Annotated in this window: 13 protein-coding genes; 10 read left to right on the forward strand and 3 right to left on the reverse strand. The window is 64.1% G+C overall.

The features are described 5' to 3' along the window. Positions 1 to 54 precede the first annotated feature (54 nt). Positions 55 to 564 carry a flavin reductase family protein gene (locus tag AB1286_RS08120; RefSeq protein ID WP_430362779.1) on the forward strand — a complete coding sequence of 170 codons (510 nt, stop codon included), beginning with the start codon at positions 55 to 57 and terminating at the stop codon, positions 562 to 564. A gap of 26 nt (positions 565 to 590) precedes the next feature. On the opposite strand, the gene AB1286_RS08125 is transcribed toward AB1286_RS08120, so the two are convergent. Next, positions 591 to 1,193, reverse strand: a complete 603-nt coding sequence (locus AB1286_RS08125) for a hypothetical protein (protein WP_430362780.1) — start codon at positions 1,191 to 1,193, stop codon at positions 591 to 593. A 144-nt stretch (positions 1,194 to 1,337) separates the two neighbouring features. Continuing rightward, positions 1,338 to 1,841 (reverse strand): Lrp/AsnC family transcriptional regulator, encoded by a 504-nt coding sequence (locus AB1286_RS08130; RefSeq protein ID WP_430362781.1) that lies wholly within the window; start codon positions 1,839 to 1,841, stop codon positions 1,338 to 1,340. A gap of 129 nt (positions 1,842 to 1,970) precedes the next feature. Here AB1286_RS08130 and kynB point away from each other — a divergent pair, with 129 nt between their 5' ends. The 3 genes from kynB to kynA are packed head-to-tail and all read left to right on the forward strand — an operon-like array spanning position 1,971 to position 4,900. Then, positions 1,971 to 2,618, forward strand: a complete 648-nt coding sequence (kynB, locus tag AB1286_RS08135) for an arylformamidase (RefSeq protein WP_430362782.1) — start codon at positions 1,971 to 1,973, stop codon at positions 2,616 to 2,618. Positions 2,619 to 2,658: 40 nt separating this feature from the next. Beyond that, on the forward strand, positions 2,659 to 3,909 hold the full coding sequence (kynU, locus tag AB1286_RS08140; protein ID WP_430362783.1) for a kynureninase: 1,251 nt from the start codon (positions 2,659 to 2,661) through the stop codon (positions 3,907 to 3,909). A gap of 19 nt (positions 3,910 to 3,928) precedes the next feature. Next, complete coding sequence (gene kynA, locus AB1286_RS08145; RefSeq protein WP_430362784.1) at positions 3,929 to 4,900, forward strand: tryptophan 2,3-dioxygenase; 972 nt, start codon at positions 3,929 to 3,931, stop codon at positions 4,898 to 4,900. 130 nt (positions 4,901 to 5,030) lie between these two features. Here the strand turns inward: kynA and AB1286_RS08150 are convergent, their stop codons facing one another. Beyond that, the gene (locus AB1286_RS08150; RefSeq protein ID WP_430362785.1) at positions 5,031 to 5,945 is read right to left on the reverse strand and encodes a transcriptional regulator GcvA; all 915 of its coding nucleotides are present in this window, start codon (positions 5,943 to 5,945) and stop codon (positions 5,031 to 5,033) included. Positions 5,946 to 6,049: 104 nt separating this feature from the next. Here AB1286_RS08150 and AB1286_RS08155 point away from each other — a divergent pair, with 104 nt between their 5' ends. The 6 genes from AB1286_RS08155 (at position 6,050) to dalD (ending at position 11,608) form a co-directional block, all read left to right on the forward strand. Further along, entirely contained in the window at positions 6,050 to 6,652 is a 603-nt protein-coding gene (locus AB1286_RS08155) for a LysE family translocator (protein ID WP_430362786.1), read from the forward strand. Between the two features lie 130 nt (positions 6,653 to 6,782). After that, positions 6,783 to 7,253 carry a Fur family transcriptional regulator gene (locus AB1286_RS08160; RefSeq protein ID WP_430362787.1) on the forward strand — a complete coding sequence of 157 codons (471 nt, stop codon included), beginning with the start codon at positions 6,783 to 6,785 and terminating at the stop codon, positions 7,251 to 7,253. Further along, complete coding sequence (locus AB1286_RS08165; protein ID WP_430362788.1) at positions 7,214 to 8,218, forward strand: metal ABC transporter solute-binding protein, Zn/Mn family; 1,005 nt, start codon at positions 7,214 to 7,216, stop codon at positions 8,216 to 8,218. Before AB1286_RS08160 ends, AB1286_RS08165 begins: the two co-directional genes overlap by 40 nt. Next, positions 8,215 to 9,171 (forward strand): ABC transporter ATP-binding protein, encoded by a 957-nt coding sequence (locus AB1286_RS08170; protein ID WP_430362789.1) that lies wholly within the window; start codon positions 8,215 to 8,217, stop codon positions 9,169 to 9,171. Before AB1286_RS08165 ends, AB1286_RS08170 begins: the two co-directional genes overlap by 4 nt. Continuing rightward, positions 9,164 to 9,946, forward strand: a complete 783-nt coding sequence (locus tag AB1286_RS08175) for a metal ABC transporter permease (RefSeq protein ID WP_430362790.1) — start codon at positions 9,164 to 9,166, stop codon at positions 9,944 to 9,946. The genes AB1286_RS08170 and AB1286_RS08175 overlap by 8 nt, the downstream gene beginning before the upstream one ends. A gap of 276 nt (positions 9,947 to 10,222) precedes the next feature. Beyond that, the gene (gene dalD, locus AB1286_RS08180) at positions 10,223 to 11,608 is read left to right on the forward strand and encodes a D-arabinitol 4-dehydrogenase (protein ID WP_430362791.1); all 1,386 of its coding nucleotides are present in this window, start codon (positions 10,223 to 10,225) and stop codon (positions 11,606 to 11,608) included. The last annotated feature ends 35 nt before the right edge of the window (positions 11,609 to 11,643 follow it).

An 11,643-nucleotide genomic window follows, 5' to 3' on the forward strand; every position in this document is an offset into this window, starting at 1 on the left:
CCCTTTGCATGTGCCGTACGCGGCGGCCGTGCGCCGTACCCGGGGCGTCGCACGATGAAACGCGCGAGCCCCCCGAATTTCGACGTCGCCGCGTTCCGGCGCGCGCTGGGCCAATTCGCGACGGGCGTGACCGTGATTACCACGCGCGCGCCCAACGGACAGCTCATCGGCATCACCGCCAGCTCGTTCAATTCCGTCTCGCTCGATCCGCCGCTCGTGCTCTGGAGTCTGGCGACGAAATCCGCTTCGATGCCCGTCTTCCAAGCGAACAGCCACTATGTCGTCAACGTATTGGCCGCCTCCCAACTCGACCTGTGCCAGCGCTTCGCGACCGTCAAGGGCGACCGCTTCGCGGGCGTGTCGCATGCGGCCGGCGATACGGGCATGCCTGTGCTCGACGGCGCATTGGCCTGGTTCGAGTGCCATAACCGCAGCCGGTACGAAGAAGGCGATCACGTGATCTTCGTGGGAGAAGTCGAGCGCTGCGGCGTCAGTCCCGGCGCCGAGGAAATCGCGCCGCTGATCTTCCACGGCGGCGCGTTTCACGGCGTAAAGCCACTCTGAGCAGGGCGCGGCCGCCCCCGGCGGCATCAGACGATCGTTTCGAGCTGATATCGGCGCGTGAAAACCCCCGGCGTCACGCGCCGGTTACCTTGCACGATCCGCACCCGATAGCTGTCGGGGCACTTGCCGTAGCCGCCGGTGGCCTCGCGCACGCGCGCATCGTGCTCACCGGAGATTTCGTGCCAAGTCCCACGCCACTGCTGCGCCGTGTGCCGATAGCCGATGAGCCAGCCAACCCCCATCCGGCGCACCGCGATCATCGTGGCGAGATCTTGCAGGAAGCCGGCCGCGCCGAGCTTGCAGCCGCGAAACGCAATCAGCCCCGCTTCTTGCAAGCCCCATCGTTCGAGCCAGCCGGACACCGTGGCGGCATTGCTGATTTTTCGGCCGATACTGATGCCCCCCGGAGTCCCGTGACTGACGATGATCAGTTTCGTCGACAAGTCCGAGAACGACAGGCACCCCTCCGTGATGGGCGTGAAACCGCGGATCTTGCACCCCGACGCGTGAGGCAACGTGAAGCACCGCTCGTCGGGAACGGCGTAGCGCTGCTTCCACGCATAGCAATCCTTGTTGATTACGGGGTCGTTGGGATCGAGCATGATGATCGCCGCCTGCTTCCATTTCATATCCATCTCCGGTTCAAGGAAGGAGCGACCTACGATAACCGTGCCCCTTCGCTCGACCGGCTCCCGGCAGCGACCTAAGACTGATTTACCCTCGAGGCGGCGCTTTTGCGAGTTTTCGTATGAGCGCCGCGCAGTTTTGGGCGCCTAGCGGGCCGGGGCTGCGGGCGCCGCCGGCGTTAGCGTGACCGGCACGCCCGAATCTTCTTTGAGCGTCTCCAATACGATGTTCGAGCGGATATCCATGACGCCCGGCGCCTTGTAGAGCTTGCTCAGCACGAAGTCCGAATAGTGCTTGAGGTTGTGCGCAAGCACGCGCAGCACGTAATGGCTTTCCCCGGTGACGACAAACGCCCCGATCACCTCCGGCCAGGCACGCACCGCCTCGGCGAACCGTTCATGCCAATTCTCCTGATCGTTGCGCATCGAAACCTGAACGAAAGCTTCGAGCTCGAAGCCGAGCGCCTCTCGATTCAGACATGCCCGATAGCGCTCGATCACCCCTTGCTCCTCGAGCAGCCGCAGCCGGCGCAGGCACGCCGACGGCGACAACGAAATACGCTCGGCCAGATCGAGGTTACTGATCCGCCCTTCATTTTGGAGAACGCTCAGAATACGGCAATCGGTGGCGTCCAGCGTGATCGCGTTCATTTTTGGCCCCCTTTTTAGGTTTGTCTCGAATTATGTTCTAGTCCGCTCCGTTGGTGGAGAGAATTTCGCAAGCACTTTGCGCGCGAAGTTGCCTATCATCGTCCCAAGCTTCCCGACAAGTGAGGAAACATGAAGGAGACGATTTGGGACATCTCGCCGCCGGTCGAGGCCGGGACGCCCGTATGGCCCGGTGACACGCCCGTCGGCATCGAGCGCGTCTGGCGCATGGAAGCGGGCTCGCCCGTCAACGTCGCGCGACTCACCTGCTCGCCGCACACCGGCGCCCACGCCGATGCCCCGCTGCATTACGACGCCGAGGGCGCCGCCATCGGACGCGTGCCGCTCGCGCCTTACCTCGGCCGGTGCCGCGTCGTGCATTGCATCGGCGCAGCGCCGCTCGTGCTGCCCGAACACGTCGCGCCGTTCGCCGACGCGCTCCCCCCGCGCGTGCTGCTGCGCACGTATGCGCAAGCACCGGTCACGCGCTGGGACGAAACGTTTTGCGCCGTGGCGCCGCAGACCATCGATTTTCTCGCCGAGCGCGGCGTCATGCTGATCGGCATCGATACGCCTTCGCTCGATCCTCAGGACTCCAAAACGATGGACGCCCATGGCCGCGTACGTGCGCACCGCATGGCGATCCTCGAAGGGCTCGTGCTCGATGCGGTGGCGCCAGGCGATTACGAACTGATTGCGCTGCCGCTCAAGCTCACGACGCTCGACGCCAGTCCCGTGCGCGCCGTGCTACGACCGTGGCCGATGCGAAACGAAGCCTGATCCGGCCGTTTTCCTCTTTCCCCTTTCATACACCAAGTTCATGAAGACTCGTGCCGACGCACTCGCACTCGATCGCGACGATCCCCTGGCTCATCTACGCGATCGCTTCGCGCTGACCCCGGACGTCATCTATCTCGACGGCAATTCGCTCGGTGTACCGCCCGCCGCAGCCGCCGCGCGCGCGCAAGCCGTCATCGCCGAAGAATGGACCGAAGGACTCATCCGCAGTTGGAATACGGCGGGCTGGTTCGCGCTGCCGCGCCGTCTCGGCGATAAGCTCGCGCCGCTCGTGGGCGCGGCGGCCGATGAACTCGTCGTCACCGATACGATCTCGGTCAACCTGTTCAAGCTGCTTTCGGCCGCTTTGACGATGGCGAACGATCGTGACTCGAGCCGCCGCGTGATCGTCTCCGAGCGCGCGAACTTCCCGACCGATCTCTACATTGCGCAAGGGCTCATCGAACAGCTCGATCGCGGCTACACCTTGCGCCTCGTCGACGATCCCGCCGAGTTGCCCGATGCCATCGATGCCGATACGGCCATCGCGATGATCACGCACGTGAACTATCGCACCGGCTACATGCACGATATGGCTTCGCTCACGCAGATCATCCAACGCGCGGGCGCCCTCGCGCTGTGGGATCTTGCGCACTCGGCCGGCGCCGTGCCCGTCGACCTGAACGCGGTCAATGCCGACTTCGCGGTCGGCTGCACCTACAAGTATCTGAACGGCGGCCCCGGTTCTCCCGCGTTCGCATGGGTTCCCAAGCGCCATCAAGAGGCGCTCTCCCAGCCGCTCTCGGGCTGGTGGGGCCATGCCGCGCCGTTCGCGATGACCCCCGAATACACGCCGGGCGCCGGCATCGGCCGCTTTTTGTGCGGCACGCAGCCGATCGTCTCGATGTCGCTCGTGGAAACCGGGCTCGACGTGTTCCTCGAAACCGATATGGCCGCGATTCGACGCAAATCGCTCGCACTCACCGACGCGTTCATCGACCTCGTCCAGACGCGCTGCGCCGAACACCCGCTGACGCTCGTCACGCCACGCGCCCATACGCAGCGCGGCTCGCACGTCAGCTTCGAACATCCGCACGGCTATGAAGTCATGCAAGCGCTCATCGCTCGCGGCGTGATCGGCGATTACCGCGAGCCGCACGTACTGCGCTTCGGCTTCACCCCGCTGTACACGCGCTTCGTCGATGTCTGGGATGCCGTCGAAACGTTGCGCGACGTACTCGATAGTCAAGCGTGGCGCTCACCCGAGTTCGCCGCTCGTCATTCCGTTACTTGAGCAATCTGAGGAATCCTAAATGACCGGACATATGCGCCTACCGGACATGCCTGAGACGTCCGAATCGGCAGCGATGCCGCAGGCCGCGCGAGGCTGCCCGTTCGGCCACGGCGGCGAGCATGCCGCCGGCGATGCATCGGCGCAGCCAGCGCCGCACGTCCCCACGGGCGAGGCGGGTTGGCACGATGCGCAACTCGACTTCTCGAAGTCGATGAGCTACGGCGACTACCTCTCGCTCGACGCGATTCTGCACGCACAGCATCCCCGCTCGCCCGATCACAACGAGATGCTGTTCATCATCCAACATCAGACGAGCGAACTGTGGATGAAGCTCGCGCTTTACGAGTTGCGCGCCGCGCTCGGTTGCGTCCGGCGCGACGAGCTGCCGCCCGCCTTCAAGATGCTCGCACGCGTCTCGCGCATCATGGAGCAACTCGTGCAAGCGTGGAGCGTGCTGGCTACGATGACGCCCTCGGAGTACACGGCGATGCGCCCGCATTTGGGCTCGTCCTCGGGTTTTCAGTCGTATCAGTATCGGCAGATCGAATTCGTGCTCGGCAACAAGAATGCGCAGATGCTGAAGCCGCATGCCCACCGGCCCGACGTGCTCGCCGAAGTAAAGGCCACCCTTGAGGCGCCGTCGTTCTACGACGAGGTTGTGCGTCTGCTCGCGCGGCGCGGTTTCGCGCTCGCGCCCGAACGGCTCGAGCGCGATTGGACCCAGCCGACGGCCTATGACGCGTCCGTCGAAGCGGCATGGCTCGAGGTCTATCGCAATCCGTCGCAGCATTGGGAGCTCTATGAAATGGCGGAGGAGCTCGTCGATCTGGAAGATGCGTTCCGTCAATGGCGCTTCAGGCACGTCACGACCGTGGAGCGCATCATCGGCTATAAGCAAGGCACGGGCGGCACGAGCGGCGCACCTTATCTGCGCAAGATGCTCGACGTCGTACTTTTCCCCGAGTTGTGGCACGTGAGGACCGTGCTTTAAGGAAGGATCGGGCGCGCATATCGTGTGCCCCCGGCGCCCCGATTAGGGCGCAAAACTGTTCCGCGCCGACAAACTCGGATTGTTCAAACGCGCGAGTTAGCGACGGCAAGCGGGCAATTGCCCCTCGACCTCAAGCCGGCTGCTCCGCTTGTGCCTTCGGCTCGGTACCGTGCCCGGCTTGCCCGAGCACCCAGCTTCGAAAGGCCGCCACGTTCTCGCGATCGGCTTTCGCATCGGGATAAACGAGCCAATAGCTGTAATCGTTCGGAATCGCGATATCGAACGGCTTGATCAAACGGCCCTCGCGCAAGTCGCGCTCCGCAAGCGTCAGCCTGCCGAGCGCGACGCCCTGCCCGCGCAGCGCGGCCTGCAAGACGAGACCCGCATCGTCGAAAGCCAGGCCGGCATCGACATCGATGTCGCCGACACCCGCGCGCTCGCACCACATGCGCCAGCCGCCGCGCGGCACGTCGTGCAACAAATGCGCATGCCGCAAATCGGCCGGCTCGCGCAGCGGCTCTCGGCCTGTTGCGAGCGACGGCGCGCAAACGGGACTTAGCGATTCCGTGGCCAAAAGCTGCGCATTGAGGCCGGGCCATCGCCCCAAACCCGAGCGGATACCGACATCGAAACGATCGTCGAGACCGTCCCATAGCTGCGTCGAGGTCGTCAGCTTCAATTCGATATCGGGATACTGCTCGCGAAAACCGCCTAGGCGCGGCACAAGCCAACAAGCCGCGAACGACGGCAAGACCGTGATTCGCAACGGCCCTTCGCTGCCCTGCTTGAGCCGCGCCGTGGCCGACGCAATACGATCGAGCGCGACCGAAATTTCGGCCAAGTAGTCGCGGCCATGGGCCGTGATCGTGAGCAGGTGCCCGCGCCGCTCGAATAAACGAAGCCCCAACCATTGCTCGAGTTGGCGAACTTGATGGCTGATCGCGGCCTGCGTGACATGCAGTTCGGCGGCGGCTTGCGTGAAATTCAAATGACGCGCGGCGGCCTCGAAGGCACGCACCGCGCCGAGCGGAGGTAGGCGGCGCATGCGCTCGATAATCGCATGTTATCGAGTCCATGAAAATCCCTCGCTTGGTCGCGCGCACAAACCTGCGTCTAATGATCGTCACTCATCGATCATAAGGAGAAGTCATGGTTTCGCCGCAAGTCTGGATGCTCATCGTCGGATTCTCCGTGCCGATGATCATCAGTCCGGGTCCGGGCAACACGATTCTCGCCACCGCCGGCGGGCGCTTCGGCGTACGCGGCACGATTCCGTTTTGGTTCGGTTTCGAAGCGGCGAATCTCATCTGGTGTCTCGTCTACGGCTTCGAGTTGAGCCGCGTATTGCACGACGTTCCCGCAGCCGCCCACGTGCTCAAGTGGATCGGCATCGTCTATACGCTGTATCTCGCCTACGGTTTCGTCAAATCGTCGACCGGCAAAAAGCAGGCATCCATGCCTCGGCTCACGGCATTGGACGGTTTTCTATCGGTCTCGCTGAACCCCAAAATCCATTCGATGATTTTCGTACTGTTCTCTCAATTCCTACGGCCCGACATTTCGCTCGCACAACAAGTGCTGCAAATCACATCTGTCTTTACGGTGCTTTGCGTCGTCTGCCACTTTCCTTGGATCTACGGTGGGCGCGTGCTCTTCGAGCGATTCAGTAGCGAAAAGTCGATCAAACTCCAAGGCTATGTGTTCGGAGGGTGCATGGCCGCCGTCGCGCTGTTTCTCGCCGTCACCGTATAACCGCGCCCTCGCGCGCCGCATTCGCCGCGAGCGAATGCCGAAGTAGCAAGCATTCGTTCCCCCTCATTGCAAGACACGCCCGAGTGATATGTTATATCATCTCACTCGTGCACCCTTAGGGAACGAATCCATGCCCGCCGCCTCATTGACAGCCCGGCTCGCGCGCGCCGATGCGTATGCGGCCGAACACGGTCTGGCGCTCACGCAACTGCGGCGCCAGGTCTACGCGCTCGTCGCGGCCGCCGGCAAGCCGATCGGCGCCTACGATCTGCTCGCCGCGTTGGAACCCGAACGCGGCCGCGTCCCGCCCACCACGGTCTATCGCGCGCTCGAGTTTCTCGTCGAGCACGGATTCGTTCATCGCATCGAATCGCGTAACGCATTCGTCGCGTGCTGCGAAATCGGCAAGCCGCATCAAAGTCAGTTTTTGATCTGCGAACGCTGCGGCGAAACGCTCGAAATTCCCGGCGACGAACTCGCCGAACGGCTCTCGTCCACGCCACCCGCCCACGGCTTCGAAGTTCATAAGCAGGTGGTCGAGCTAAGCGGCCTGTGCGGCGAATGCCGGCAGGGACGCGGCCAGCCCACTCATCGGCGATGAAGTTTTTCTCGCCGGCACGACGCCCCCGGACATTAGGAGAACGAATGAAATCGATCGACCACGCCGGTCGTATGGCCAAGCGCGCGCGACAATTGACGCGCCGCGTCGTTTTCGCGCTCGCCGCGCTGACCGCAAGCGCTGCCGCGCTCGCACAAAGCAATCCGATTCCGGTCGTGGCGGCCGAGAATTTCTACGGCGACGTCGTCAAGCAATTGGGCGGCACGCATGTCGCCGTGACGAGCATCCTCAGCAACCCCGACCAAGACCCGCACTTGTTCGAGGCCAGCCCGAAAACCGCTCGCGATCTACATCGCGCGGCGCTCGTCGTCTACAACGGCGCCGACTACGATCCGTGGATGGATAAGCTCTTGGCCGCCTCGAGCAACGGCAAACGCGCCGTGATCGTCGCCGCGCAGCTCGTCGGCAAAAAGGCCGGCGATAATCCGCATCTTTGGTACGATCCGCGCACGATGCCCGCCGTAGCCAAGAAGATCGTCGAGGCACTCGGCCAGGCCGATGCCGCGCATAAGGCCGAATACGACGCGAACCTGGCCACGTTTCTCGCCTCGCTGCAACCGATCGACGGCAAGATCGACGCGCTGCGGGCCAAGTACCGGGGCACCGCCGTCACCGCGACCGAACCCGTCGCGGGCTATCTGTGCGATGCAATCGGTCTGAATATGCGGAACACGCGTTTCCAACTGTCGGTCATGAACGATACGGAGCCCGCGGCTTCCGACATCGCCGGGTTCGAGCAGGATTTGCGCGGCAAGCGCGTCGCCGCGCTGATCTATAACGCACAAGCCGTGACCAAATTGACTCAGCGCATGCTCGAATTGGCCCGCGCCTCCCACGTGACGAGTGTCAGCGTAACGGAGACCGAGCCCGCGGGAATGACCTATCAGCAATGGATGAGCAAGCAAATCGACGCGCTCGCGCAAGCGCTCGGAGAACAAGGACGATGAGCCACGATAGCGAGCGCAATAGCGCCCGGCCGACCAGGTCCGCCGGCGGGCCGTCCAGCCCGGCGCTCGAACTCGATCGCGTCTCGCTGGCGTTGGCCGGGCGCACGATTCTGAGCGACGTGAGCCTCGCGATCGACCAAGGCGAATTCGTCGGCGTGCTGGGGCCGAACGGTGCGGGCAAGACCACGCTCATGCGCGCCGTGCTCGGCTTGGTGCCCGTGGCGAGCGGCGAGATTCGCATCGGTGCCCAGGCGGTCGCGCGCGGCAATCCGTCCATCGGATACATGCCGCAGACGCGTAGCGCACTGGCGAGCCGCCGTGTGCTCGGGCGCGATTTCGTCGCCATGGCCGCCGACGGGCACCGGTGGGGCCTGCCGATCGCCGACGCCGCGACACGCGCCGACGTCGAGCGCGTGCTCGAACTCGTCGGCGCGGGCAAGCTCGCCGCACGGCCGCTCACCGAACTCTCCGGCGGCGAGCGCCAACGGTTGCTGCTGGCTCAGTGTCTGCTCGGCCAACCACGGTTGCTGCTGCTCGACGAACCGCTGATCAGTCTCGATCCGCACCATCAACGCAGCGTCGTCGAACTCGTGCGGCGCGTACAGCGCGAACTCGGGATCACCGTGCTGTTCTCGGCGCACGAACTCAATCCGCTGCTCAACGCAATCGACCGCGTGCTCTATTTGGGCAGCGGCAGCGCGGCGCTCGGTACCGTCGACGAAGTCATCACGCGGCCCGTGCTCTCGCGGCTGTACGGTTCGCCGATCGACGTCATGCGCGTCAACGGACGCATTTTCGTCATGTCGGGCGACGTCGAAGTCGAAAAGCACGATCACGAACACGAGAACGACGGCGGCTCCGGCCCACATCATGCCCACGGACATGCGCACGACCATGGGCACGACCATGGGCACGGCCAGGACTCATCACACGGACACACGCACGATGTTTGAATACGACTTCATGGTGAACGCGTTCGCGGCGTCGGGGATCGTCGCCGTGCTCGCGGGCGTGGTCGGCTACTTCCTCGTCATGCGCGGACAAACGTTCGCCGGTCATGCGCTTTCTCACGTCGGCTTCACGGGCGCGACCGGTGCCGTGCTCCTCGGTATTTCGCCGCTCTGGGGCATGATCGGTTTTACGCTCGCGGCCGGGCTTTCGATGGGCGCCCTCGGCGAACGGCTGGCCGGGCGCGACGTCGCGATCGGCGTCGTACTCTCGCTGGCGCTCGGCTGCGGGTTGCTGTTTCTGCATTTCTTCACGGCGTATGCCACCCAAGTCACGGCACTACTGTTCGGCAACGTGCTCGGGGTGACCCGCGAGACGCTGATCGTGCTCGCGGGCATCGGCGCGGCAAGTCTGATCGCGTTGGGTGCGATCATGCGGCCGCTTTTGTTCGCGACATTGCAGCCCGAGCTCGCCGAAGCGAAAGGAGTTTCGCTTCGCCTCGTCTCGGTGCTGTTCTTGGCGATCGCCGCACTCGCGGTGGCCGCTTGCACGCAAATCGTCGGCGTTTTGCTCGTGTTCACGTTGATGGTCGGACCGGCCGCCGCCGCCCAAAATCTCTCCACGCGGCTCGCGAGCGGCGTAGCGCTCGCCGCATTGTTCGCGCTCGGCGAGGCTTGGTTCGGCGTGACGCTGGCGTTCTACACCGATTGGCCGACGAGCTTTTGGATCACCGCCCTCTCCGCGCTCGTCTACGGCGCAAGTTTGCTGCGCCGCCACTAAGAAGCGGCCTCAACCGTCCTTAATCGTCCTCCAACGCCCTGAAGCCGGCCCGCCGGCGCGCTCACCCCACCGCCCGCGTCGCCCATCACGCGCGCGGGCCCCGATTTTCGCGCTGCACCGCGCCTTGACTTTCGCGCGCCACAAACCGATCATTCGCTCAGTCAGAGAACAAAAGATCCATTTTTAACGCGACGGCGTTCGGGCCGCCGCACTCAACATTGCTGGGGCGCGAGCCGGCATCGGCAGCCGCGTTCGTGCTCACAAAGGAGACAAATCATGGGCAACGGCTCGAACGTGATCTTGCATCTGGGCGTGGGCTCGTTTCACCGGGCGCACCAAGCGTGGTATCTGCATCGGCTGTCCGCCGCCGCTGCGCCGAACGAAGCGCATTGGTCGCTGACGGTGGGCAACATTCGCGGCGACATGAATGCGACGCTCGACGCGCTGGCGAAACAGCATGGCGTCTATACGCTGGAGACGGTCACGCCGCAGGGCGAGCGCGCCTACGAAACGATCCGCTCGATCACGCGCGTGCTGCCGTGGTCGCCCACGCTCGAGCCGATTATCGAGGCCGGATCCGATCCTGCTTGCAAGATCATTTCGTTCACGGTGACCGAGGGCGGCTATTACCTCGACGAACACGATCGGCTCGATACGGCGAACCCCGATCTGGCCGCCGATTTGGCCGGTGCGCGCTCGACGATCTACGGCGCGCTGGCCGCGATCCTCGATGCGCGGCGCGCGAGCGGGGCCGGTCCCGTCACGCTGCAAACCTGCGACAACCTGCGCAGCAACGGCGAGCGCTTCGAGGCGGGCATGCGCGCGTTTCTCGCGGCACGCGGCGCAACGGCGCTCCTCGAATGGTTCGAGGCGAACACCACCAGCCCGAACTCGATGGTCGATCGGATCACGCCACGGCCGACGGACGACGTGCGCGCCCGCGTGCTCGAAGCGACCGGCGTGCCGGATAGCTGCCCCGTGATGGGCGAAGCGTTTATTCAATGGGTTATCGAAGACCGCTTCAAGGCGGGCCGTCCGGCGTGGGAGCGCGTGGGTGCGGAGGTCGTCGAATCCGTCATGCCTTACGAGGAAGCGAAGATCCGCATCTTGAACGCGAGCCATAGCTGCATCGCATGGGCGGGTACGCTTGTCGGGCACACCTACATTCACGAAGGCACGCTCGATCCCGACGTGCGCCGTTTCGCTCACGAATACGTCACGCAAGACGTCATCCCTTGCTTGACCCCGAGCCCGCTCGATTTGGCGCGATATCGCGACGTCGTGCTCGACCGCTTCAGCAACCCCTATATCCAGGATACGAACCAACGCGTCGCGGCCGACGGTTTCTCGAAGATCCCGGGTTTCATCGCACCGACGCTCGTCGAGAGCTTTGCGCGCAACGCGCAGCCCAACGCCACGGCGATTTTGCCGGCGCTGTTCTTCCGCTTCCTCGACCGCTGGCACAAGGGCGATCTGCCCTATATCTACCAGGATGGCTTACTCGATGAAGAGGCCGTGCGCGCATGGTTCGATTCGCCCAATCCGCTCGCGCGCTTTTGCGAGTCGCGCACGCTATGGGGCGGCTTGGCAGACGACGCGCGGCTTGAGCGCGTGATTCAGGCGGCGCTCGAACGCGTCGATGCATGGCTCGCCACGCGCTGATCCGCATTGGCGCAAGCCGCGCCGCGCGAGTAAAG

Source organism: Trinickia sp. NRRL B-1857 (genome assembly GCF_050470685.1).
GTDB lineage: Bacteria > Pseudomonadota > Gammaproteobacteria > Burkholderiales > Burkholderiaceae > Trinickia.

What these genes read in the sequence shown, in the direction of transcription:
- AB1286_RS08120 (WP_430362779.1), top strand. Translation starts at nt 55, where the DNA reads ATGAAACGCGCGAGCCCCCCGAATTTCGACGTCGCCGCGTTCCGGCGC.
- AB1286_RS08125 (WP_430362780.1), bottom strand. Translation starts at nt 1,193, where the DNA reads ATGAAATGGAAGCAGGCGGCGATCATCATGCTCGATCCCAACGACCCC.
- AB1286_RS08130 (WP_430362781.1), bottom strand. Translation starts at nt 1,841, where the DNA reads ATGAACGCGATCACGCTGGACGCCACCGATTGCCGTATTCTGAGCGTT.
- kynB (WP_430362782.1), top strand. Translation starts at nt 1,971, where the DNA reads ATGAAGGAGACGATTTGGGACATCTCGCCGCCGGTCGAGGCCGGGACG.
- kynU (WP_430362783.1), top strand. Translation starts at nt 2,659, where the DNA reads ATGAAGACTCGTGCCGACGCACTCGCACTCGATCGCGACGATCCCCTG.
- kynA (WP_430362784.1), top strand. Translation starts at nt 3,929, where the DNA reads ATGACCGGACATATGCGCCTACCGGACATGCCTGAGACGTCCGAATCG.
- AB1286_RS08150 (WP_430362785.1), bottom strand. Translation starts at nt 5,945, where the DNA reads ATGCGCCGCCTACCTCCGCTCGGCGCGGTGCGTGCCTTCGAGGCCGCC.
- AB1286_RS08155 (WP_430362786.1), top strand. Translation starts at nt 6,050, where the DNA reads ATGGTTTCGCCGCAAGTCTGGATGCTCATCGTCGGATTCTCCGTGCCG.
- AB1286_RS08160 (WP_430362787.1), top strand. Translation starts at nt 6,783, where the DNA reads ATGCCCGCCGCCTCATTGACAGCCCGGCTCGCGCGCGCCGATGCGTAT.
- AB1286_RS08165 (WP_430362788.1), top strand. Translation starts at nt 7,214, where the DNA reads ATGCCGGCAGGGACGCGGCCAGCCCACTCATCGGCGATGAAGTTTTTC.
- AB1286_RS08170 (WP_430362789.1), top strand. Translation starts at nt 8,215, where the DNA reads ATGAGCCACGATAGCGAGCGCAATAGCGCCCGGCCGACCAGGTCCGCC.
- AB1286_RS08175 (WP_430362790.1), top strand. Translation starts at nt 9,164, where the DNA reads ATGTTTGAATACGACTTCATGGTGAACGCGTTCGCGGCGTCGGGGATC.
- dalD (WP_430362791.1), top strand. Translation starts at nt 10,223, where the DNA reads ATGGGCAACGGCTCGAACGTGATCTTGCATCTGGGCGTGGGCTCGTTT.